The following is a 24,263-nucleotide window of genomic DNA, read 5'->3' on the forward strand; positions in this document are numbered from 1 at the left end:
TTTTTATTGAGTCCTGCAGGGAAGATTAAGTTCCTGATAGCCCACCGTCTGGCGGATCTCGATGGCCGGTAACGTTACCCAGCAGGTTTCTGCGGCGCTTTCGCCCCATTTAATCTGAAGACGTTCATCGCTGTTAACGCCGGAAACAAAAGTACTTCCGTTGGTGCCGACGGTGCCGACATTGCTGCCGGTCACGTTGAAGACCGCCGCACCAATCGCCGGCGAGCGCTCTTCCGTTCCCTGCAGATGAATGAGTAAACTTTGCCCGCTGCGCGTTTCGAAAGCGACTTTGCTGATCGCACCATAGGTCGGCACCACGTCTTTCGCTGCCAGCGGCACATCCAGCCCGGCACCAATGTCCTCGGTGCGCAGCGCAACCCGGTTGTGGCGGTAGGCCATGGCAGAAGTCATTACCGCATAGCCGGCACGATCGATAGCCACGCCCGGCTGGTTTTCCAGACGCACGCCACGGGCATTTTTCGCTTCGACCAGGACAATCGTATTTTGCAAAGGCTGGGACAGAGTGATGCCGCCGCCGTGGGCTAACGCCCCTCCCGACAGATTCAGCGTGCCCTGCTGGTAAGTTTCACTCTGGGTATAGCCCACCTCGGCATTTCCCATGCTGCCCATGTACCCCACATCGCCCGTGCTGGTCTGCCCGCCGCTGCGCGAATGGCCGGTTTGCAGATAATAATTCAGACGGTTGTCGTCAAGCAGCGTGCCGCTCACGCCGGTGTTATAGCTGTCGCCACTTTGTTTGCTGTGTGACAGGTTCATATTTGCCGTGATCTGTCTGTCGCTGAACACCGTAAAGGGCATGGATAGCGTAAAGGTGATATTGCGGTCTTTTTGACCATAGTTACTGCGCGTATCCTGTAAAAAGAGGCCATAACTTATCTCTTTAACCACGCTGTTCATCCCCACCTGGAAAGTTTGGTCGCGATTGCCGCTGCCCCAATAGGTCTGATTGGTCACGCTGGAGTACAACGAAACGGGGCCGATATGCTGGTTGAGCGTCAGCTCAAGTCGCTGCCGCTTATTGTTATAGCGATCGGTGTAATAAACCTTGCGACGATCTTCCGCCCATCCGGGCACCCCTTGAGCCGGCTGCGTATTATCACTGTATTCATTGCGATAGCGGCCATTTTCATAGCTCGATCGTTCACTGACCATGTCACTAAAATCGTAATAACCTGACGTTGAATAGCGATAGCCGGCAACCTGTAATTGCGTACCGAGCGCATTCAACGACTTTGAATAGAGGAAACGGAAGCTGGCTCCCTGCTGGCGATCGCCATTGAATAATTCGGTGTCCGACCAGGCGGTATCAAAAGAGGCCGCGCCTAGCACACCTAAACTTTTCCCCACGCCCAGCACGCCAGAACGGTAGTGCTCGGCGACCAGCAGGCCACCATAGGGCGTCAAGTCATGGCTCAGCCCTCGTGAAAGCGTGCCCTGAATAAAACGCGGCTGGTAGTTCGTCGTTCCGTCCTGATATTTACCCGCCGTCAACGCATAGTCCCAGATGCCCTCACGCAGCATGTGTGTGACGGAGGAAAAGGGCACGCTGAAGTTCTGTTTCGCGCCGTCGGCTTCAAAAACCGTCACCTGCAGGTCGCCGCTTGACGTCGTAGGGTAAATATCGTTGAGGACAAAAGGTCCTGGGGCCACGTTGGTGCTGTACACCGTGTAACCGTTTTGACGGACTTCGATACGGGCGCTGGTGCGGGCGATGCCGCGTATCACCGGGGCGTAGCCTCGCAGGCTGTCAGGCAGCAGGTCGGTGACGCTCGAAAGCTGCACGCCGCGAAACTGGAAGCTATCAAACACGGCGTTACTGGTGCTGCGCTGGCCCAGCTGGAAACGCGAACGCCATGGAATAATGTCCGTTTCTGCCCAGCTGGCGATAGGTCGCCAGCGGCTTTTGCCGGACTGCTGCTGCCAGTTGGCATTGTTACGTAACCGCCACTGACCCAGATTTAAGCCGCTGTTAGTCGACAAAAAATAATAATTACTATTGCTGTTGAGGCCTGACGTGCGCGAACGGTTATTGGAGCCACTGAAATTATAGTTAATAAACCCGGCATTGATCCCGTGGTCGTATAAACGCGGTGAAAGCGAGCCCTGAGCCACCGGCACCAGATAAATTTGCGGCACCAGGATATCCACTTTCTGCACGCTGGCATCATAGGACAGCTTAGCGCCATCAAGATGACGGGCAAGATCGTAACAGTCTGATGCTGTTCCTTCGCTCTCATCGAGCTGGACACCATACGCGAGATAGTCACGGGCGCTGATACAGACCTGTATCGGTTTTTCCGGCGAGATTTTACGAAAGTCGACGGCTTTATGATCAACCCGTTGCCCGTTGAGATAAATATCAAAGGGGTAACTACCGGGAAGAATATCATCGCCATTAGCCAGCGTACTGACGGCGGAGGGATCGCCGTGAATAAAAGACGTGTTGAAGGTTTCTTCCGCCGAAGCCGATGAAATACCGAGTAGCAACAACATTGAGACAGACGCCTGAAGCAGGCGCGATCTCATGCTTCTTCTGCCTGCGGCTACATCATTTTTCACTGCGAACCACATAACATATCTCTGTCCAACATCATCCATAGCGCTGTTCAAACCGTCACATTACAGACTGATATCTTCTACCCGGGTATTCCCGCCAAAATCGTTGATATAGGTAAAGCTCAGCCGTTTAGCATTTTCTGCCCCGGCAGGAAGCGGGATGCTGATGCGATCGAATGCTTTTATCATATCGGCATTGATCTCCCGTTTGTTACCGGCGCCCCCTGCCAGGCTGATCACACCCAGCGTAATATTCAGCGGCCCATTATTTTCAACGATCAGCTGATTCCCCTGACGCTGCCATTTCAGCGCGGCAATCTGCTGCGGCAAGGTGGTGTTCAGCCCCGTTGGGCGGTAGAACAGTTTGATGCGGGTACGTACCGCTATCTGCAATACGTTCTCATTCTTAGGCGCTGGCGGGATCTCTTGTATATTGATCCAGAAAAGGGATTCGCGATCCTGTGGTAGTCCATTACCAGAGTAGACAAAGCGCAGAACGGCCTCTTTTTTGCCGGCCAGCTTAAGTATCGGCGGGATCACCTGCATAGGAATATTCTGCGGGATTTTACTTTTATCACCCTCATCCAGCCAGGTTTGCACCATATAGGTATCAGGCTGATCGTTATGAATATCCAGTGACGCCGACTTCGCATTGCCATTATAAATGACACGGGTTTGGTCGACCTGAATGCCGGCGGCAGCACTCAGGGAGAAAAAACACAGTGTGGCAGCGAATAACTTAATCATTTATCTACCCTTTTAAAGTGTGCCATCCATGGCAGGCACAAAAATTACCGTTTATTTGTACTCGATGGTGAAGCTTGAGCTGGCATTAGCATCACCAGCAGTCACTGCGGTGTTATAGGACTTGTAACGCGCTTTCAGGTTAAACGCGGCGCTGCCGTTAGCGCTCTGGCTATCGGTGCTGGCAATAGCGACCCACGGTGAGTTGGCATCGGAGCTCTGGTTGATAGGGAGCGTTTTTTCGTTGTTATCCAGAATTTCGATACCCACACCGGCGGCGCCGTTGACTGCCAGTAAGTTCGGGTTACCAGAAACGGTAGGGCCATCAAAACGCAGCGTGTAATTACCGGTTTCACAGTTGGCCAGGTTAATGGTGAAAGCTTTAGAAGCGGTGACATCACCCACTTTTTTAAATGCGCTGGTTGGGTATTTACCGATAAATACTTCTTTGCTGGCATCGCCCGACGTAACATCACAGGCAGATTTAACGATAGAGCCAGTAAATTTAACCGTGCCGTTGGCGGCCTGCGCATTAGCGGCCATCAGAGTCAGTGCTGCGGCAGCAAAAGTTAACAAGATTTTTTTCATTTTCTTCTCCGTGAATGACAAATGCATCAATATTTAAGCGAATGTAAGTGTCCCGACCCGGCCATCCCTTTTCATTCTGTTTTGTAACCAGATACCGCAGAAGGCTGTCGAGAAATAACTACCCGTCAGGAATATATCCTGGAGTCACTCACTGATTGATGAGTAAAATTGCGCCAGGTGCATTTATTAATAGAGAAAAACAATCAAACAATACAATTTATTGATCTTAAGAAGATTCTTATCGAAATCTTTACATAAAAACAGCAAAAAAATTTTGTTTGTTAGGGAAAAAAAATAAAAAAAACCTGCGGCCAGGCTAGATTTTGCTGATTTTGATTAAATATCAAACAACCTCTGCCGCTGACGTCACCTCCGAATGCTGACTGATAAAACATTAGCGCAGACGCTTCATCCGCTTATCTTCCAGAACAATACCCATTACCGTTTCCTCCATTTTTCGCGAAAAATCAGGAGACGGCTTGTGGAACTGACAGGAAAAAATGTGATGCGTACACTCTTTGTTCATTTCGTCCAGTGACGTAATTTCCTTAATGCTCAGCACGGTTAAATCCACCGTGAATGAGTCAAGATCGCCCAACATCAGCAACATATTTTTAAGCAGCATGCCTGGACGAGTGAGTTCGGGCAGTGGCCTGTCGTAAATCAGCCCGATACCGTTGCGTGACAGGTCTTTAACCCGCAGTTTATGGCTAAAACCATCGCGGAACCGCCCTTCACAAAAGAAATTGTGGTGTTCAGCGATGGTGATCCTGATCTCACTACGACGCTGGGCAAGAGTGATTTCTGCTGGAAACTGAAATGCCAGCCCCCCAGGAACGTTTTGTTCAGCCAGCCTGGAGGTGGTAAAGCCGATTCTTTCATTACTGCCTTTAATCACAAATTCCAGAGGAGTCGCAACGTCGCACAGCTCCTCCATGAAGGCAATGCTAAAACTCTGTAAATCAATATGCAGGAACTGGCAGCTTAGCGTCCTCTCCTGAAGCTCCAGCTCAACGCTACCACTTTTTTTCATCGCTTCTCGTAGTAAAGCGAGAATTTCGTAACGGTCAGTTTTAGTCATGACTCGATAAGATAATGTTGGCATCTGGCCTTATTATTCCTTTCAATTGTTAGCTTTAATATTGCAATTACTTAAGTCAAATAGCCCGTCAAAAATATCGCGTTGGTATCCAGACGCATTGCCATCATATAAAACGAACGAGTTATGTTAATAACAATGCGCGATATGGTGACGCACATATTAAATATACCGCCTCGAAACGACACGGCACGCATTTTGACGTCAAATTTGTACTGTCCGGTTGCGGTGGTCAATGACCTACGAAGAAACTTTCATCAGGATAAGGCCCGAAACGATCAGCGTCGCGGCGATGATTCGCATGGCGCTGGCCGGCTCGCCAAGGAAAAAAATTCCCATCAGAAAGGCCCCAACGGCGCCGATACCGGTCCAGACAGTGTAGGCGGTGCCCAACGGCAGTACGCGCATTGCCCATGCCAGACAGCCGAAACTGACCAGCATGCCAACAATGGTGACCAACGAAGGCGCCAATTTTGAGAAACCATGTGATTCTTTCATGGCGAATGACCAGACGATTTCAAAAATACCGGCAATGAAAAGGATTAACCACGCCATCATTAACTCCATAAGTTTAGAAAGCGGGTCGTCCCGTCATATATCTGAAAACGTTGAGGTCGTCCTCAACCAGGCAATGCGTAGAGTTTAAACCTAATCAAGGTATTTGACACGACAAAGCGCCAATCTGCGACTTAATTCATCACATGAGTCGGCACTTAGTGGCAAGAAATAGCGCACCTGGCACGGTTACCGCGTTATTGCAGTTGACCGCCGGGGCGGTGATCGCGCGGGCGCGCCGTGGCAAGACTGTCCATCTATTAACGACAAGACCCGCGGGGTGACGCTGTTAGCTTCTCAATGGGGATTCTGTAGGCTACATCCGGGACTCAGGCGCTTTTGCGCCGTCAGGTTCAGGCATACGGCAAGTCTTGTGTTCGTTACAAATCAATCACCAATTGCGACGTGCGGCTGCGCGAACAGCACAGGGCGATTTGCTGGGAGGTGCAGGTTTTTTCCGCTACCGATTGCACGGTATCCCGGTGATCGGCAAGCCCGGAGACCACCGGCGTCAGGCAGGCACCGCAAATGCCCATTTCGCAGGAAAGGGGGATGGCAATGTCATTCTCCAGCAGCACCACGGCGATCGTCTTCTCCGGCGGTACGTAGAACGACCGCCCGCTGGCCTGCAAGATAAGCGTAAAGCCTTCCCCTGCATCCTGGCCGTCCAACGCGGTGACGGCGGCAAAGGCTTCGCTGTGAACCTGCTCCGGCGACCAGCCGTGGTGCAGCGCCTGCTGCTGAACGTGGGCCATCAGCCCCTGCGGGCCGCACAGATACAGGCGCTGGCCATCGGGATGCTGTAACGCCGGCGGCAATGCGCGGCGCGGGCTGTGCCCTTCACAGCCGCACCACAGCTTCACGCTGCCGTGGCGAAAACCCTGCTGCCAACGGTGGCGAAAGGCGATATCACCCCGCTGCCGGACATAGTAGTGCAGCTCAAAACTCTGTCCGCTGGCGTCCAGCTGTTCGGCCATCGCCAGCAGCGGGGTAATGCCAATTCCGCCAGCGATCAACACCGTGTGCCGGGCGGGCCGCAGCGCAAACAGCGAGCGCGGCAAAGAGGCCGTCAGCCGCTGACCGGGCCGCAGCTTCTCGTGCACCAGGCGCGATCCTCCGCGCGAGGCCTCTTCACGCTTGACGCACAGCAGCCAGCTGTCGCGCTGCTGCGGATCTCCGGTCAGCGAATACTGACGGATCAGCCCGGCGGCAAGGTGCAGATCGATATGCGCCCCGGCCTGCCAGGCGGGCAGCGTACTGCCGTCCGCGCTCACCAGCGTTAGCGACAGATTGTTGTTGCCCTGGCGTGCCAGCGCATCTACCACCACCTCAATGGTCTGCATAATGCCCCCTACACGAGGAAAAAGTCGCCAAAGCCCTGTTTTTTCAGGCCACGACGATAGGCTATAGAGCTGCGGTCAGCAGGAATATGGGCTTCCAGCGTTAAATCGAGCGGCAGCCGCTCCGGGCGTTGGGTTTCCACCATCAGCCTGTCTTCTTCAAATACCCGATGATTGAAGGCATGGACCTCCGCGACCGGGATATGCAGGTCAAAATTGCGGGCAATCGGCGCAAAAAGCCGGGTTTTACGCGCTGAAACCGGAGAAGCCGCATTCATAATCACCAGCTTCTCCTGCTGCGGAAAGTGAATAGTCAGGGTCGCGGTAAACGGCAGGTGCATCTCAAAATGGCGCAGCCACTGGAACCCCTCCGGCGCCTGACGATCGGAGTCGGCAGAGTAGTTACTGACGGAACTCCAGTAATCGACGCTAAAACCGTAGGACGTTTCTACCGGGTTATACGGCGGAACCGCCTGATTTTCCGGGTCAGCAAAGGTTTCCGTATGGATCCACGCAAAATGCGCCACATCAAGAAAGCCCTCCACCTGACGGCCGGCAAACCCGGCCACGTCAAAATGCGGGCAGACAATCTGCTGGAAACCGGCATCTTCCCAGTGCGGCATCACCGGCAGCGTTGGCTCGGCCCCTTCGTCCGGTGCCAGACAGGTCCAGATCAGCCCATAGCGCTCCTCGGTAGGATAAGTCAGCAGATGCAGCTTCGCCGGGATGGGCTGGTCGGGGCTGGACGGGATGCGATTACAGCGGCCACCTTATCCAAAGCGCAAACCGTGATAGGGGCAGATAATCCCCGCCTGATCATGGAAGCCCAGCGTCAGAGGCACGCCGCGGTGCGGACAAACGTCGCGCGCCACCACCACCTCGCCATTAACACGGTAAATCACCAGCTGTTCATCCAGCAAAACCGCCTTTATCGGGGCCTGGCCGATATCAGCGGCCAGCGCCACCGGATGCCAGTGACGCGCCAGGCGTTCCCAGTCATCCGGTTCAAAAGTGCAGTGCGGCGGCGGCGTTATTTTGGCTGTCATGGTAGTCACCTGGGTTAACGGACGGTTGTTATCGTTACGGACATTGTGGATACTCGAAGGTGTTGCAGTCCATCAGAGATAATTCACTCATCCTCTGCAAAAATTCGTACAGGAGCTGCCCGTGGATCCTTTTTCACGTTTTTCCCACTACTTCGCCGCCGTGGCCACCAGCGGCAGCCTGCGTAAGGCGGCGGAGCAGCTGCATGTTTCCGCCTCGGCGATCAACCGACAAATTCTGCTGGCGGAGGAGATGATGGGCACCCGGCTGTTTGAACGACTGCCCGCCGGGCTTAAGCTGACCACGGCCGGAGAGCTGCTGTATGATGATATTCGGCGCTGGGAGCGCGAATTCTGCCGCACCCGGCAGCGCTTTGATGAACTACAGGGGCTGAAGCGCGGGCACGTCAGCCTGGCGCTGATTGCCGCGCTAAATGAAGGCGTGGTGGTGAATGCACTGGCCGACATTGCCGAACTTTATCCGTGGCTGACCTTCGATCTGGCGGTGCACAACAGCCAGACTATCGTTGGCAGGGTGGCCAGCGCCGAGATCGATTTCGGCCTGCTGCTGGATCCGATAGCGCACGGCGGGCTGGAGGTGCGGGCATTTTGCGAACTGCCGATCGGCGTGGTGATGCCTGCCGACCATCCGCTGGCGCAGCAGCCTTCGCTCTCCTTCGGCCAAATCAGCGAAAGCCGCCATATCATGCCTACGGCACCGCTCATGGTGCATGAGCGCACCGCGATGCTGTACGGACGGCACGGGATGACGCCGCAGGCCACCATCAGCTGTAACGATATTCGTTTAATCAAATCGCTGGTCTGCGCCGGAGCCGGTCTGTCGGTTCTGAGCCTGCTGGATGTCAGGCAGGAGGTGGCGAGCGGTACGCTGGCGTTTGTGCCGCTGCATGGGCAGGCGGTACGCCCACTCACGCTTGCGCTGTGCGTGGCACCCAAACGCCAGCTGTCACGCGCCGCCCAGGTGGTGATCCAGCACTTGAGCCGGGTACTGGAGGATCTCGCGGGGGAACAGAGATAGCACCAGGCCATGCTGATGCGCACGGCGGCAGATCAGTGACGTGCCGCCAGCCACACCGCGTAGGCTTCATCCCAGATAGCGGCTGGCGATCCCACCTTACCCAGGCCGAATCCGTGACCGCCCTGCGAAATACGGATCATTTGTACCGGCACCCCGTGGCGGCGGCAGGTATCGTGCATGATGACGCTGTTTTGCGGGTTAGAGGTGGGGTCATCCTCCGCCTGAGCAATAAACAGCGGAGGGAAGGTACGGGTGATATAGTTTTGCACCGACCAGTACGCCTCGTCTGCCGGGGCCGGGTGATGGCCCACCAGCGATAAATGGGTATTGGTATGGGTGTAGGGGGGTTCAAGCGTGATCACCGGGTAGATCAGCCCCACGCTGTTGGCTTTCGGCACCAGCCGATCGATAGCATCCTGGGGCGGATATGAGGCAAAATCGGGCCGTGCGGCGGCCATGCCCAGCAGATGACCACCGGCCGAAAAGCCGAGCAGATGGACGTTTTGCTCCATGGAAAGCACCAGGCGGATTGCGCGCTGCGCATCCTGCAAAGACACATGATTGCCATCCTGCCAATTTTCGCCGGGCAGACGATAGCTAAGCACATAGGCGGTGAAGCCTTTGTCGTTAAGCCAGCGCGCCACAGGCCACCCTTCACGCCCCATACCGATCCAGCGATATCCCCCACCGGCAGCAATCAGCACCGCTTTACCGTTTGGTTTTTCCGGAACAAAACGCTGAATGCAAGGCGTCACGATATTGGACCAGGAGCCGTTGGCAGAAATACGCAGCGCGCCCTTTGGCCCGCCGCCTTCCGGCGGCTTATCCGGCCACAGCGGGAAAAAGTCCTGACGTGCGTACAGGTTGTCGGTATTCATGGCAAATATAAACGCCCCGGTTCCCAATAATAACCGACGGCGACTAATCACGGTACATGTCCAGTATCTCAGCAGGGAGCAGTAAGGGAGTGCTGAGCAATAAAAGAAGCCTGGCCCAGTGGCGAGATAGTAAGCATACGCGCCTAAAAATGCCACTTCCGTCACACTTATTTCATCACCTGAGGGAAGATTATTGACGCCTTCATCGCTTCGTGGATTGGGAAAACGTGGGCCAGGGGGAATATCGGCGCGAAGAAAAACGCAGCAGGCATCACATGCGGTTCAAAACGAATAAATCACCCGCACAGCCAGAGTGTCACAACGGCCTGGCAGCACCAGGCCGCGTGCGGTTACAGCTTATCTTTGCGTGACATGCGGTCCAGATAGCCCATCACAAATGCCGACAGCACAAACGTCAGGTGAATAATCACGTACCACAGCAGTTTGTTATCGGCAATGTTGCGCGCGTCCATAAACACCCGCAGCAGGTGAATGGAGGAGATGGCAACGATCGACGCCGCAACTTTATTCTTTAACGAGCCGGAATCCATCTTGCCCAGCCAGTTAAGTTTCTCTTTATGCTCGGCGAGATCCAGCTTGGAAACAAAGTTCTCATAGCCAGAAAGCATCACCATCACCAGCAGGCCACCGACCAGCGTCAGATCGATCATCGACAGCAGCACCAGTACCATATCGTTTTCCGCCATGCTCAGCACATGCGGCAGCAGATGAAACACCTCCTGAAAAAACTTAATGCCCAGCGCCAGCAGTCCCAGCGACAGGCCAAGATAGATCGGGGCCAGCAGCCAGCGCGAGGCATAAATCAGGTTTTCAACAAAACGTTCCATACCATCCACTTCACAATTCAACAGAGCGCACAGTATACCCGAAGGTCGGTGAACTTTTTCAATCTGACGAAGGTTAAAGCGTGGGATCGGATGATTTTTACACGATGATGACATCAGCAGTCTCGTCTTGATGGTGCGATTGGACGCGCTGACGATCGTCGAACCCAATAATAAAATGACTTATCGCCAGCCGTCAGTTCTGAAGCGGCTGGCCCTGCTTTTGCAGCGCCGACAGGGTAGCCAGACTGGCCCCAAAAACCAATGAAACGATGGTAACTAAGTCTCTGTTTCATAGGATATATAGCGGCATTCGTTGCCTGTACAAATGTCTACATCTACTCTTTTCGCACAGGAGCAGGAGGCCATTCCCCTCCATTAGCAATTAGCTTCCCTTTTATTTCTTCAAGTACTCTCCTTTCCTCGCTTCCCTCACCATTCATTTTAATTAAACGTTGCAGCTGATGAGCCATAGTCCATCCTGAATTTCCCTTTATGTCACTCCTCGCATTTTTATCTAACAACAGAATAACGTGTGCATAGGAAGCAGAATCTAGCGCATCTATAAGTAACGTGTCCCCCAACGAGTTTCTTATATTGATATCGGCACCGTGATTTATCATTTCATTTAAGGTTTGAGTGTTCTTAGCCCAAATGCTTTCAAATATAATGGGTTGGTTGTGAACTTTATCCCTGGCATTTGGCGATAACCCTCCATCAAGAAGCGCTTTTATCCAAATCCCTTTATCCGCCTGCATCATGGACTCTGCCGGACTGCCGGGCATATTGGGCTGTGGCTGTAAGGGATCTGCGCCTGCTTTAACCAGTTCGGTTATTATCTGCAGTCTCTCCGGCGTGGCCTGATCGTACAGTGAGCTGCTTATTGCCCAGAACAGCAGGGTCATCGATGCTTTCCCCGGCTGGTTTAGCTCTTCTGCGCTCATTTCAGGCAAAATTTTTCTTATTTCATCACGGTCTCCTTTTTCAATTCCCTTTGCCAGAGCCAACTGCTTTCCTTCGAAATAATCCTGCGCTTTCAGATCCATACCTTTTTTACACCCCTGTACCATCAGTGCTGAAAGTAATATCGTGATGACGATTAATATTTTTTTCATATGCGGCCCCTGATTATGGCAATATCCTCGTCTTTCTGACCTTCAATACAATCAATCGCCTGATCAATCCCGTGCCTGTCGAGCAATGACCCCTTTCCTCCCGGCAGAGTGTGTTTTATCCCCACGGCATCCGGGATGACTGACGACAACCCCTCTTTTGCAGACAGTAAATGGAGGTTACCATTGACACTCTTGTAATCTTCTAACAAATTGATTTCCTGCAATTTCGTCAGCAGCTCGCCCTCTACCCGATAAGCCTGTATGTTTCTGGCACCGCCAACAAGGGTGCCACCGTATTTCTCCACCGTGCCTGCATTCACCCCTGCGGCATTAAATGTCCATGCCGGTTTTCCACTGGCAATAGAAGCAGCAGAAGCCATACCGCCACCAAGCGAGTGACCTGATATATCTATTCCATTTGGTGACTTAGATAATTTCATCCCTATTTTTACAGCCTTCCTATAATAATCGGAATCAAATCCGCCCCCTGGTTAATATTATTAGCCCAGTCATTGATATTTTTAATTCCAGAGTAATCCCCTTCAAATAGCACTTTCTTTGCGACATATCCAACGCCAGCCGAGAGCTCCGGAGCTCTCGACCCCCTGAATACCAGCGTAGGGTTCATCTCTGAGCCAAATATCGATTTATCCGGAGAATAGATCCGCGCAAAAAAGTCCGGGTTTTCTGACCGGTCGTAAAGCATCTTAGGGGTTAATCCGATCAATGATAAGGCATTGTTATCATTGCTGATATCAGTCCAGCCCTCAGGAACGTTCGGCATCGATTTCAGGGCGTTTATGGGATTATCCTTAACACCGTAGATATTCTGGGCCAGCTTCGCTTTTTCAACGGCAATATTGTTCTCTGCCAGTCTCCGTGCGGCGATCATCGCATCCGGATAAAGGCTGCGGCTTCCCCGATCGATCAGGTATTTCCGCTCCTGCCACCGCTCCGCCTTGGTCATCGGGCGCATGCTGTCCACTGTCGCCACCACGGTGGCTGCTACCGTGGCTATCGCCTGCCGTAATGGAGATTCCTTCGCTAAATTCTGCCGAGAGGGAAGCGGGGTTGGTCTGGGGCGTCTGGCGTAACGGCTGACCATTTCTTCGTAGCGTCCGATGATACGCGATACCGGGTACATCGCAGGAAGATAGCTTCCTGGATAACGTTGTAACTTTCCCTTTTCATCAATGTAAAACGGGTGCTTCAGCGGCGACCAAACGGCGAAAACTTCATCAATCGCCAGCAGGCTGCCGTGATTGATTTCATCGAAGACGTGCCTCTTGACGCCGGGTTCCTCTGCAAAACCCGGAATATCCCTACCCGACTGCCTTTTGCGCATGATGTTATAGCGGCTGCAAATCGACATCTGTGCAGCACCACCGAACAGATAGCTGCGGTCAAGTTCACTGCGTGCGTTTGCCGGGCTGATGATGCGTGAAAAGCTCTCAGGTTCCGTGTTTTCGTAAGAAAAAAATATCAGTTTCATGCTTTCCCTGTTCTCCCTGCATGTATTCAGCCACATCATAGTGGCCGCTATCAGGTATTCCATATTCCGCTAGCCATCGGCAATATTGCGCACGTCCATAAACACCCGCAGCAGGTGAATGGAAGAGATGGCAACGATCGACGCCGCAACTTTATTCTTCAACGAGCCGGAATCCATCTTGCCCAGCCAGTTACGTTTCTCTTTATGCTCGGCGAGATCCAGCTTTGAAACAAAGTTCTCATAGCCAGAAAGCATCACCATCACCAGCAGGTCAACGACTGGCGTCAGATCGATCATCGACAGCAGCACCATATCGTTTTCCGCCATGCTCAGCACATGCGGCAGCAGATGAAACACCTCCTGAAAAACTTAATACCCAGCGCGAGGCATAAATAAGGTTTTCAACAAAACGTTCCATACCATCCACTTTACAATTCAACAGAGCGCACAGTATACCCGGAGGTCGATGAACTTTTTCAATCGGCTCTTCGTTAGTCGTCGGAATTACGTAATTTCAGGTGGTGATACCGCAGACGATAGCGTCTTATCCGCATTTGTTACCTAAGAGGATCCTCAGGCAGCGGCTTTTGCCAATAAGTTAAACAGAGCTGAATCTGGTCAGAGGCATAGTGTCTGGTTTTTTTAGAAAAAACAGCGTTCATATTTATTTATCCGCCAGGATTAGCACGCTTACCCGAAGAAAAAACATTCCATATATTCACTGTATTCAATTAAAAACGTTCAATTAAAAGGGAGGGTGAATCCGAATTTTATACTCTAACCTATAATATAAAACGAGTGGATCTCAAAGCAGAACAAATATCATCATGTGAGAGTGAATACACAAAACATGTGAGTAATCTCTCAATATTTAAAATATGCCTCACCGAATGCTTTACCTACGTTTCACTCTTCTCTATTCTATTTTATTCTGCACTGGATATTCATTGACTGGCGAACACATGAAATCAGCGGCTTTTAACCTAATCAGCTTAGCACTAACAATGCTCCTGGCTTATACATCAAGCATTCGTTTGATTGAGAATGAAAACTTTCCCGACATTATCCTTATTTTGGTGAGCTTTTTTGGCTTTCGCAGTTTGGTCAAAATGGTTCTCTCAAAGGTACTCGATAACTTCACCCATAGTGAATAATTGACCGGAGATAAAAATGGAAATATTGAATTTTGGAGAGATAAGTGTCGTCTCAGGTGGTGATGGTGGCGCGCCAGCGACGGTAGCAAATGCTGCTGGTGAAATGGCGATTATAGGGGCCATTGCTGGTATTCCTGGCGGCCCTTACGGAGTGGTAGCTGGCGCTCTTCTTGGGGGCTTAGGTGTCGCTATCGGTTCCATGCCAGCACCACTGCCCCCGCGCGTTTGCCACATTGAGCGTGGTTATCAAGTTTGTTTCTAGCAGGCTTTATAAAATACTATAGATTATCTGGTGGTTGAGGATCTCGCTCTGACCAGAGCTGTTGGTTGAATGTCAGCGTAATTCATGATTCGGAGAGAAATCCTGGCTGATGAGATGGCTTGACCAATACGTAGTCAGCGTTCTTAATCTGACAAGGACGTGTGAAGCTAACACTTCTGTTAAAGCTATCTCCATGACTAAATAATATATTTTGATATCGTAACAGAATACTATCACGCGTAAACTTAATCACTTTATATAGAAATGACTGATGGTGGACGGCGTTCTGTTAAAAAAGACCTCTCTATTATTTGGCTTTCTTATAACCATACCCCTGCTTCCCATAAAGACACATGGAGAAAAGACCATTCACTGGCGTTTTCCTATCGATTTTCATCATTCCTTGCATTGTGATTTCTTTTTAAAATAGTAGTTAATTTGTTAATCCGGATGAAAAAAATGAATTTGATAAAGTAGATTTAAAAGTCACATTTTTATGTGCCAGTAAAATAAATCCTTCAGGAGAATATACGTTGTTTCGCCAGGAAGCGCTTGATAACCAGAAAATGAAATGGCGCGGTAGGGCGCTCCTTCTCCCCGGTATTCCTTTCTGGATTATGGCGGGATTGTCTCTCTTCTTCATTATTGCTTTCCTGACCTTTGTTATCGTCGGCAGCTATAACAGGCGGGTGAATGTTACAGGTGAGATATCCACCTACCCCCGTGCAGCTAACGTCTATTCTGCTGTCCGTGGGGTTGTGGTCAAACAATTCGTCAATGAAGGGGAGCTCATCAGAGCTGGCTCCCCTGTCTACCAAATCGACGTCAGTAAAAGCACCCGCAGCGGCGTGGTCAGTGACAACCAGTACAGGGATATTAATAACCAGCTGGCGCGTATCACTCAGATGATCAGCCGACTGGAAAGCAGCAAGAAAGACACCCTCGAGATGCTGGAAAAGCAGAAGGTGCAGTACACCCGAGCATTTCAGCATTCTAACGACATTATCCACCGTGCCCAGGAGGGGGTCCGCATCATAAAGGAGAATATGGAGAATATGGAGAACTATCGACAATATCAGGCGAAAGGACTTATCAATAAGGATCAGCTGACCAATCAGGTGGCGCTGTATTACCAGCAGCAAAATAGCCTACTGGGTCTGTCCGGACAAAACGAGCAAAATGCACGACAGATCACCGCGCTGGAAAGCCAGATCCACATCAAGGCAGCCGACTATGACAATCAAATTTACCAGATGGAGCTGCAGCGTTACGAACGACAGAAAGAGCTGCTTAACATCGATGCAGACGGCGCGATCATCGTGCGTGTGCTGACCGATGGCCGCATCGATTCACTCAGCGTCACGGTCGGGCAAATGGTCAATGCGGGCGACAGCCTGCTGCAGCTCACCCCGCACAACGTGGACCATTACTCCCTGATCCTCTGGGTACCTAATGACGCCATCCCCTACATCAACGCGGGCGATCGGGTCAATATTCGCTATGAAGCTTTCCCGGCAGAGAAATTCGGCCAGTTCGCCGGTACCGTATCCGTCATATCAAAAACGCCAGCCTCACCGCAGGAGATGATGACCTGGCAGGGCGCGCCCAGGGACGCACCGACGGCTGCCATCCCCTACTACAAGGTGATCGTCAGGCCGGAAAAGCAGAGCGTTGCGTACGGCGGTAAGCACCTGAGCCTGGAAAATGGCATGAAGGCGCATAGCACCCTGTTTCTTGAAAAAAGGAAAATCTATCAATGGATGTTGTCGCCGTTCTACGATATGAAACACAGCGCGCAGGGGCTGGTGAATGAGTAAGCTCCGCTTAAAAACATTGATTGACCAACTGGACATGCGCTTACGTCGCCGCGTCCCGTTGATCCATCAAACCGAATCTTCGGAGTGCGGACTGGCCTGCCTCGCGATGATCTGCGGACACTTTGGCAAAAACGTCGATCTGATCGCATTACGTCGACAGTTTTGTCTGTCGACGCGTGGCACTACGCTGTCCGGCCTAATCGGTATCGCCGATCGGATGGGTCTGGTCACGCGCCCGCTGTCACTGGATCTCGGCGATCTCGGCGCACTTAAACTTCCCTGCATACTGCACTGGAACTTCAACCATTTTGTGGTGCTGGTAAGCATCAGGCGCAACGGGGTGGTACTGCACGACCCGGCTCGCGGGCGTCGGATTGTGAGTCAAGCCGAACTGTCGCAAAGCTTTACTGGCGTGGCGCTCGAGTCATGGCCAGGCAGCGATTTCACCGCCGACACCCTGCGTAGCCGCTTAAGCCTGCGTACGCTGATTGGCAGTGTGCACGGCCTGAAAGGTGTGCTCGGCAAAATATTTTGTCTGTCACTGGTGATCGAAGCCATTAATCTGGTGATGCCGATCGGCACACAACTGGTGATGGATCATGCGCTGCCTTCCGGCGATCGCGGCCTGCTGACCCTGATCTGTGCCGGATTAATGATGTTCATCCTGCTGCGGGTGGCTGTCAGCATGGTGCGCGCCTGGTCTTCTCTGGTGATGTCGACATTGATCAAAGTTCAGTGGCAGTCGGGACTGTTTAACCACCTGCTACGTCTGCCGCTGGCCTATTTTGAACGGCGAAAGCTGGGTGACATCCAGTCGCGCTTCGGTTCGTTGGATGCGCTTCGCAGTACGTTCACCAACAGCATCGTCGGCGCCATCATGGACAGCATCATGGTTATCGGCGTGCTGGTAATGATGGTTCTCTATGGAGGCTGGCTGAGCGGAATAGTGGTCGCCTTTACCGCCCTGTACGTGCTGTTGCGCCTGCTGACCTACAGTTATTATCGGCAACTGTCCGAGGAGTCGCTGGTGAGGAGTGCCCGGGCCAGTTCGTATTTTATGGAAACACTGTACGGCATCGCCACGATCAAGATGCAGGGCATGGCGGAACGCCGAAGTACGCACTGGCTTAATCTTGAAATCGACAGTGTTAATACCGATATCCGGGTCAACAAAATGGATATGCTGTTTGGTGGTATCAACACTTTTTTCGCAGCCTGTGATCAGGTGGTGATCCTGTGGCTCGGCATCAGCCTGGTGATCGACAATCAGATGACTATGGGTATGTTCGTCGCATTTGGCGCTTTCCGTGGGCAGTTCTCTGACCGGATCGGTTCACTGACAGAGTTTTTGCTGCGGTTGCGCATGATGAGCCTGCACAACGAACGTATTGCCGATATCGCCCTGCATCCGCCGGAGATGCGCAAACCCGACCTTCCCTACAAGGCCGAACTGAAGCCGGCTTCGCTGACTACGCGCGCGCTGATGTTCCGTTATGACAGCCAGTCGCCCGCCGTTTTCAGCGATCTGAACACCGCCATTGCACCGGGTGAAAACGTGGCTATCGTCGGGCCGTCCGGGGTGGGGAAAACCACACTAATGAAGGTATTGTGTGGGTTATTTACGCCAGATGGCGGCGAAATCAAGGTAAACGGTACTGATATTCAGCAATTGGGTATCAATAACTATCACAAGATGATCGCCTGTGTGATGCAGGACGACAGGCTATTCTCCGGTTCTGTGCGGGATAATATATGCGGTTTTACGGATGAGATGGATGAAGAGTGGATGCAGGAGTGTGCCAGGATCAGCTACCTGCATGAGGTCATCATGCACATGCCAATGGGATATGAAACGTTTATCGGTGAACTGGGGGAAGGCTTATCCGGCGGCCAGAAGCAACGCCTGTTCATTGCACGGGCACTTTACAAAAAACCTGGGATCCTGTTTCTGGATGAGGCAACCAGCGCGCTGGACAAGGAAAGTGAGGATGCAGTGAATCAGGCCATCAAAAGCCTCAGCATTACGCGGATTATCATCGCTCACCGTGAAACGACAATAGCCTCGGCAGACAGAGTGATAACACTGGTTGGGGAATAAACGTACCTGATGTGGCTTTCCCCCGTCTGGCACTGTTTTTGCCATTCAACTCAGTGATATTGGCGATGCCGGATGCGGTAATCGCGCGGCGTAATGTGGAAGTGTTTTTTGAAGACGCGCTGGAAACACTGCTGGGAAGAGAAGCCGAGCTCGGTTGAGATAGCCATAATACTTTTGGTTGAATTCACCAGGCTTTGCGCGGCCTGCTCAAGACGGCGTCCACGAATAAAGGTCGCCAGCGTGATCCCCTTTTGCGCCTTAAAAGCACGCTGCAAATGCCATTTCGAATAGCCCGATTTTGCCGCAACCGCTTCAATATTCAGCCCTTCTTCGATATGGCATTCGATCCAGTCGACGATGACATCAACAATTTCGTTTTTCATTTTACTGCTCCGCGATATGGGTATTCCCCATCCTTTCCCTGATTTAAATGTAAAAATGTGCTTTATTATGTTGATTTTATTGAATTAAGTTTTGAGTTAAAAGAAAGCCATAAGATATCAATAAAACGTGGAATGGATGTTATTAGAGTGTTTAAAATAGTTCAAATAGATAATATTAATCTCCTCTAATAGACTGGAACTATATGTCAGTAATGATGGATCTCAATCTGGTACGGGTGTTTATCGCGATTTACGAAACCCGCAGCGTCAGCGGGGCCGCCGCACGACTGTTTATCACCCAGCCTTCCGCCAGCTACGCCTTAGCCCGGCTGCGGGTTGAGACAGATAACGAACTGTTTAAACGCAGTCGTAAAGGGATGCTGCCCACTCCGACCGCCAACCAGCTGTATGAAGTCTTTAAGAAATCAATTAGCGGGATTGAAAAAGCGGTCGCGGACACGCGTAGCTTTTCCCCGGAAACATCCTTTCACAGATTTCGCCTCGCCCTTTCCGATCTCGGCGAGCTTTTGCTGTTGCCCCGGCTGGTGAAGCACCTGCGCACCGTAGCCCCCAACGTGCGTCTGGAAGTGATCCCGGTAGAAATGCACAAAATGGATGAATGGCTGCTGACAGGCCATATCGATGCCGCGCTATGTAGCCGCAACGAGCGCATTTCGCTGGCACAGCGCGATCGCATTATGGATGAGCGCTACGTCTGCCTGCTGAACAACCAGCATCCGCGTATTGGCGACACCCTGACGCTGCCCGCCTGGCTGAATGAGCAGCACATTATGGTGTCTGCCAGCAGCGGGCATTATATGGTGGAAGAGCGGATTAAAGAGTACGGCTTCGAACGCCGTATTGCCCTGGAAGTGCCGCACTTTGCGGCGCTGGGCGAACTGATAGCCAGCAGCGAACTGCTGGTGTTGCTGCCTTTCAGCGCGGCGAAGGTCTACGCCGCGCGCGGCAATGGCCGCATCGTCGAACTGCCCTTCGAACTGCCCAATCTTGAGGTTTATCTCTACGGCCACCCTGAAATTGGCGATATCACCGCCAAAACCTGGTTCTACAACACGTTGAAAAACGCCTGCCCGCTATTGATGGAACCTTAGTTAGCATTTGCGCCGGGGGCCGCGGCTCCAGTAAGCCATAAAGCTAATACATTCAGAAGACAGGCCGCGCTCGCCAATCAGATAGCGCCGTACCTGTTTCACCGCGCTGGACTCGGCGGCCACCCAGCCGTGAAAACAGGTATCGGCCCCGGCAGCACGATCCCACAGCAGGTCGCCCTCATCGCCCTCTGACAGCTCCTGACGCTCCATCGCCGCCGCTGGCAGTACCACATGCTGCCTGACCGCATTCAGCATCGCTTCACCGTGCGCCGCGCCGCTCTCGTCGCGCGGCAGCCAGTGAATATCGGCAAAGCGATATTGACTCAGATCGATACAGTCAGCGCGTTTCGGCAGCTCAAGAAACATTTGCAGCGGCGGCGGATTGCGCCATTGCGCCAGCTGTTCGAGGATGGCCTTTGCCGCCGGAAATGCGGTTTCATCAGCCACCACCAGCGCCCGCTCAACGTCGCGGTGCGGGTTCCACTCGTAGCCGCCGCTGTCGGTGGTACAGGCACCGTTTGGCGCGATAATCTGTAAAGGATCGCCCGGCTGCGCCGCCAGCGCCCACGCAGACGCCGGCCCATCCGTTCCGTGCATGACGAACTCCACTTCAAACTCGCCGGCCTGCGCATTGACGTGGCGCAGGGTGTAGGTTCGCGCAATCGGGCGGAGTTCTGTCGGCATGGCACAGACGGTTTCCCACCAGGATTTTATGCCACACAGCGCCGAAGGCGTGCCGTTGCGCGATGGGAACAGCAGCTTGATACGCTGGTCTGGTGCCTCCATCTTCATCTGGCGCACGTCATCACCGCTGAACACACAGCACAGCATCGAAGGAGAAAGTACCTGCTTACGCGCCAGCACTACGTTGAATAAGCGATACTCCTGAACATCTGCCATCATTCCGCCTTATAAACCTGGAAACCCCGCACGTCGTACCACGCGCCTGAAGGGGCAAAGAATAGCAAAGCCAAATGATAATGAGAATGAGAATGAGGTCTCTTTACCCACGTGCGGTGCAGAACCGATTGATCGCCGGGCTAAAAACGTTCAACGTAGCGTTTCACTGTAATCGATGCGGAGCACACCGATGTCCCTGACTCTCCTGACCCGGTTGGCCGATATTCCGGCCAGCCAGTGGGATGCTCTGACCCCCAACGAGCAGCCCTTCCTGCGTCATGCTTTTCTTAATGCGCTGGAGGAGAGCGGCTCGGTGAGCCGCGCCAGCGGCTGGCTGCCGCAGCACCTGCTGTGGATTGAAGATGGCGCTCCGCGCGCGGCGCTGCCCGGCTACGCGAAAAGCCATTCGATGGGCGAGTACGTGTTCGATCAGGGCTGGGCGGAAGCCTGCCAGCGCGCCGGACTGCCTTATTATCCGAAATGGCTGTCGGCGGTTCCTTTCAGTCCGGTGAGCGGCGCACGGCTGCTGGGCGATGATGCCGCCGCCGCACGGCTGTTGCGGGCGCTGCCCGGCTTTCTGGATGCAGGGCAGCTGCACAGTGCGCATATAAACTTCAGCGATCGGCGCATGCACCCGCTGTTGCAGCAGGATCAACGCTGGCTGCTGCGTCTTGGCTGCCAGTACCACTGGCACAACCCCGGCTACCGCGACTTTCAGGACTTTCTTGATACCCTCACCTCGCGCAAGCGCAAGCAGCTACGCAAAGAGCGCCAGCTGGTAGCGGGCCAGGGCGTGGAGTTTATCTGGTATCAGGGCGCGGAACTGAGCGAAGCGCAGTGGGACTTTATCTATACCTGCTACGCCAATACCTACCGTGTGCGCGGCCGCCAGCCCTATCTCACCCGGCTGTTCTTCAGTTTACTGGCAGAGCGGATGCCCGCCGCCATCCGCGTGGTTATCGCCAGCCGACAGGGCCATACGCTGGCGATGGCTTTCAGCCTGGTAGACGGCGAGACCTTCTATGGCCGCTACTGGGGATGCCTGGAAGAGTACAACCGCCTGCATTTTGAGACCTGTTTTTACCAGGGTATGGAATATGCCATAGCGCACGGACTGGCGCGTTTCGATGCCGGAGCACAGGGTGAACATAAGCTGATCCGTGGCTTCGAGCCGGTTCTGACCGAATCCTGGCATCTGCTGCGCCATCCGGGCCTGCACGACGCGGTCGCCCGCTTTCTGCACCAGGAGCGCGACGGCATCCGTGCCTGGGCCGTTGAGGCGCGTGAAGCGCTGCCCTATCGTCTCTCAACACCATAAAATCAAGCCATGCCCAGCCAGCCGGGCCGGGTCATAACGCCTCGCCGACAAATCCCCCGGTTTGGTGCCGCCACAGGCGCGCATACAGCCCGCCGTGCGCCAGCAGTTCACTGTGGGTGCCGATTTCGGCAATCCGGCCCTGCTCCAGCACCACCAGCCTGTCCATGCGGGCGATAGTGGAGAGGCGGTGGGCAATGGCGATCACCGTTTTGTCGCCCATCAGGTTTTCCAGGCTCTCCTGGATCGCCGCCTCCACTTCAGAATCCAGCGCCGACGTGGCCTCATCCATGATCAGAATCGGGGCATCTTTCAGCAGCACGCGCGCAATGGCGATACGCTGGCGCTGCCCGCCGGAGAGCTTCACCCCGCGCTCACCCACATGGGCGTCCAGCCCGGTACGCCCCTGCGGGTCGGACAGCAGCGGAATAAACTCATCCGCTTTCGCCCGGTGGATCGCCTGCTGTAACTCGTCTTCGCTGGCGTTCGGGCGGCCATACAGCAGGTTGTCACGAATTGAGCGGTGCAACAGCGAGGTATCCTGAGTGATCATGCCAATCTGCGCACGCAGGCTCTCCTGGCTGACGTCGGCAATGTTCTGCCCGTCGATGGTAATACGCCCGCCGTTCAGGTCATAAAGCCGCAGCAGCAGATTAACCAGCGTCGATTTCCCGGCGCCGGAAGGGCCAATCAGCCCAATTTTTTCGCCGGGCCGGATGGTCAGCTGTAGGTTGTCGATCACCGTACGCTCGCCGCCGTAGTTGAAGTCAACGGCGTCAAAATGGATCTCGCCCTTCTCCACCCGCAGCGCCGGGGCCTGATCTTTATCACTGACGTTAACCGGTTGGGCAATGGTTTTCAGGCCGTCCTGCACCATGCCGATATTCTCGAAAATGCCGTTCACCACCCACATAATCCAGCCGGACATATTGACGATGCGGATCACCAGCCCAGTGGCCAGCGCAATGGCCCCCACGCTCAGCAGCGACTGTGTCCACAGCCACAGCGCCAGCCCGGTCGTACTGACAATCAGCAGGCCGTTCAGCGTGGTGACCACCACGTCCATGCCGGTGACCATCCGTCCCTGGTTGCGCGTTTTGATCGTCTGATCGCCAATCGCCTCACGCGCGTTCTGGCGCTCCAGGTCGCTGTGGGCGAACAGCTTCAGGGTGGCGATATTGGTGTAGCCGTCAACAATGAAGCCCATCAGGCGCGAGCGGGAATCGGAAGAGGCCACCGAACGCGCTTTGACGCGCGGCACAAAGTAGCGCAGACAGAGAATATAGCCAACGATCCAGATAATCAGCGGGATGGTCAGGCGCCAGTCGGCCTCGGCGAACAGCACCAGGGTGGTGATGGCGTAGATCAGCACGTGCCACAGGGCATCCACCGCCTGCACCGCCGAGTCGCGCAGCGCGTTGCCGGTTTGCATAATGCGCTGGGCGATACGCCCGGCAAAGTCGTTCTGGAAGAAGTTCTGGCTCTGACGCAGCACGTAATTATGATGTTGCCAGCGGATCATGCTGGTCATACCGGGGTTAATCGTCTGGTGAACCAGCAGATCGTGCAGGCCGATAAACAGCGGCCGCAGCAGCAGCGCCACCGCCGCCATCCACAGCAGTTCACCGCCGTGATCGCTAAAAAAGGTCACGGCAGGACCGACATTCACCAGGTCAATAATCCGGCTAAGGTAGCGGAACAGCGCCACTTCGATTAATGAGGCAATAAGTCCGATCGCCAGCAGCAGCGCGAAGCTCGGCCATACCTGGCGCAGATAGAACAGATAAAACGCCCAGATGCGGTCAGGCGGCGTGTCGGCCGGGGCATCCTTGAAGATATCGATGATCCTTTCAAAACGGCGATACGGCATAAGGCAGGCTCACTTGCAGGTCAGTAAACCTAAAGCT

At 53.5% G+C, this 24,263-nt stretch carries 18 protein-coding genes and 3 pseudogenes; 6 read left to right on the forward strand and 15 right to left on the reverse strand.

Features of this window, described 5'->3' with window-relative positions:
* Nucleotides 1-3: 3 nt before the first annotated feature.
* The 7 genes and pseudogenes from ETA_RS17855 to hpxD form a co-directional block, all read right to left on the reverse strand.
* The gene (locus tag ETA_RS17855; protein ID WP_049778771.1) at nucleotides 4-2,547 is read right to left on the reverse strand and encodes a fimbria/pilus outer membrane usher protein; all 2,544 of its coding nucleotides are present in this window, start codon (nucleotides 2,545-2,547) and stop codon (nucleotides 4-6) included.
* Between the two features lie 93 nt (nucleotides 2,548-2,640).
* Complete coding sequence (locus tag ETA_RS17860; RefSeq protein ID WP_012443004.1) at nucleotides 2,641-3,324, reverse strand: fimbrial biogenesis chaperone; 684 nt, start codon at nucleotides 3,322-3,324, stop codon at nucleotides 2,641-2,643.
* Nucleotides 3,325-3,375: 51 nt separating this feature from the next.
* Nucleotides 3,376-3,909: a fimbrial protein gene (locus ETA_RS17865; protein WP_012443005.1), complete on the reverse strand. Its 534-nt coding sequence runs from the start codon at nucleotides 3,907-3,909 to the stop codon at nucleotides 3,376-3,378.
* Between the two features lie 394 nt (nucleotides 3,910-4,303).
* On the reverse strand, nucleotides 4,304-5,014 hold the full coding sequence (locus tag ETA_RS17870; RefSeq protein WP_012443006.1) for a PilZ domain-containing protein: 711 nt from the start codon (nucleotides 5,012-5,014) through the stop codon (nucleotides 4,304-4,306).
* A gap of 234 nt (nucleotides 5,015-5,248) precedes the next feature.
* Nucleotides 5,249-5,563, reverse strand: a complete 315-nt coding sequence (gene sugE, locus ETA_RS17875; RefSeq protein ID WP_042959208.1) for a quaternary ammonium compound efflux SMR transporter SugE — start codon at nucleotides 5,561-5,563, stop codon at nucleotides 5,249-5,251.
* A gap of 380 nt (nucleotides 5,564-5,943) precedes the next feature.
* Nucleotides 5,944-6,906 (reverse strand): PDR/VanB family oxidoreductase, encoded by a 963-nt coding sequence (locus ETA_RS17880; RefSeq protein ID WP_012443009.1) that lies wholly within the window; start codon nucleotides 6,904-6,906, stop codon nucleotides 5,944-5,946.
* A gap of 8 nt (nucleotides 6,907-6,914) precedes the next feature.
* Nucleotides 6,915-7,949 (reverse strand): annotated as a pseudogene (gene hpxD, locus ETA_RS17885) (molybdenum cofactor-independent xanthine hydroxylase subunit HpxD).
* Nucleotides 7,950-8,070: 121 nt separating this feature from the next.
* Between hpxD and ETA_RS17890 the strand changes: the two are divergent.
* Complete coding sequence (locus ETA_RS17890; protein ID WP_012443012.1) at nucleotides 8,071-8,985, forward strand: LysR family transcriptional regulator; 915 nt, start codon at nucleotides 8,071-8,073, stop codon at nucleotides 8,983-8,985.
* A gap of 32 nt (nucleotides 8,986-9,017) precedes the next feature.
* Here ETA_RS17890 and ETA_RS17895 read toward each other — a convergent pair whose 3' ends face one another.
* The 5 genes and pseudogenes from ETA_RS17895 to ETA_RS17915 all read right to left on the reverse strand — a co-directional run.
* Entirely contained in the window at nucleotides 9,018-9,914 is an 897-nt protein-coding gene (locus ETA_RS17895; RefSeq protein ID WP_231853291.1) for an alpha/beta hydrolase, read from the reverse strand.
* Between the two features lie 299 nt (nucleotides 9,915-10,213).
* A complete protein-coding gene (locus tag ETA_RS17900) occupies nucleotides 10,214-10,711 on the reverse strand; it encodes a TIGR00645 family protein (RefSeq protein ID WP_042959209.1) in 498 nt (165 codons plus the stop codon).
* A gap of 335 nt (nucleotides 10,712-11,046) precedes the next feature.
* Nucleotides 11,047-11,823 (reverse strand): ankyrin repeat domain-containing protein, encoded by a 777-nt coding sequence (locus ETA_RS17905; RefSeq protein WP_012443015.1) that lies wholly within the window; start codon nucleotides 11,821-11,823, stop codon nucleotides 11,047-11,049.
* Nucleotides 11,820-13,315, reverse strand: a pseudogene (locus ETA_RS17910) (phospholipase). Before ETA_RS17910 ends, ETA_RS17905 begins: the two are co-directional and overlap by 4 nt.
* A gap of 75 nt (nucleotides 13,316-13,390) precedes the next feature.
* Nucleotides 13,391-13,733, reverse strand: a pseudogene (locus tag ETA_RS17915) (YqhA family protein); the annotation flags it as partial.
* A 752-nt stretch (nucleotides 13,734-14,485) separates the two neighbouring features.
* On the opposite strand from ETA_RS17915, the gene ETA_RS17925 reads away from it, so the two are divergent.
* The 3 genes from ETA_RS17925 to ETA_RS17935 all read left to right on the forward strand — a co-directional run bounded on the left by ETA_RS17925 (nucleotide 14,486) and on the right by ETA_RS17935 (nucleotide 18,646).
* Nucleotides 14,486-14,731: a hypothetical protein gene (locus tag ETA_RS17925; protein ID WP_068794413.1), complete on the forward strand. Its 246-nt coding sequence runs from the start codon at nucleotides 14,486-14,488 to the stop codon at nucleotides 14,729-14,731.
* A gap of 533 nt (nucleotides 14,732-15,264) precedes the next feature.
* Entirely contained in the window at nucleotides 15,265-16,548 is a 1,284-nt protein-coding gene (locus ETA_RS17930; protein WP_012443018.1) for an HlyD family secretion protein, read from the forward strand.
* On the forward strand, nucleotides 16,541-18,646 hold the full coding sequence (locus tag ETA_RS17935) for a peptidase domain-containing ABC transporter (protein ID WP_012443019.1): 2,106 nt from the start codon (nucleotides 16,541-16,543) through the stop codon (nucleotides 18,644-18,646). Before ETA_RS17930 ends, ETA_RS17935 begins: the two co-directional genes overlap by 8 nt.
* 50 nt (nucleotides 18,647-18,696) lie before the next feature.
* Here ETA_RS17935 and ETA_RS17940 read toward each other — a convergent pair whose 3' ends face one another.
* Nucleotides 18,697-19,029, reverse strand: coding sequence for a helix-turn-helix domain-containing protein (locus ETA_RS17940; RefSeq protein ID WP_012443020.1), 333 nt, complete (start codon nucleotides 19,027-19,029; stop codon nucleotides 18,697-18,699).
* A gap of 203 nt (nucleotides 19,030-19,232) precedes the next feature.
* Between ETA_RS17940 and ETA_RS17945 the strand changes: the two genes are divergently transcribed.
* Nucleotides 19,233-20,141 carry a LysR family transcriptional regulator gene (locus ETA_RS17945; protein WP_012443021.1) on the forward strand — a complete coding sequence of 303 codons (909 nt, stop codon included), beginning with the start codon at nucleotides 19,233-19,235 and terminating at the stop codon, nucleotides 20,139-20,141.
* Here the strand turns inward: ETA_RS17945 and ETA_RS17950 are convergent, their stop codons facing one another.
* Entirely contained in the window at nucleotides 20,142-21,044 is a 903-nt protein-coding gene (locus ETA_RS17950; RefSeq protein ID WP_012443022.1) for a siderophore-interacting protein, read from the reverse strand.
* Between the two features lie 187 nt (nucleotides 21,045-21,231).
* Between ETA_RS17950 and ETA_RS17955 the strand changes: the two genes are divergently transcribed.
* A complete protein-coding gene (locus ETA_RS17955; protein ID WP_012443023.1) occupies nucleotides 21,232-22,359 on the forward strand; it encodes a GNAT family N-acetyltransferase in 1,128 nt (375 codons plus the stop codon).
* A gap of 31 nt (nucleotides 22,360-22,390) precedes the next feature.
* Here ETA_RS17955 and ETA_RS17960 read toward each other — a convergent pair whose 3' ends face one another.
* Nucleotides 22,391-24,226: an ABC transporter ATP-binding protein gene (locus ETA_RS17960; protein WP_012443024.1), complete on the reverse strand. Its 1,836-nt coding sequence runs from the start codon at nucleotides 24,224-24,226 to the stop codon at nucleotides 22,391-22,393.
* Nucleotides 24,227-24,263: the final 37 nt, after the last annotated feature.

This window comes from Erwinia tasmaniensis Et1/99 (assembly GCF_000026185.1).
GTDB classification, from domain to species: Bacteria; Pseudomonadota; Gammaproteobacteria; order Enterobacterales; family Enterobacteriaceae; genus Erwinia; species Erwinia tasmaniensis.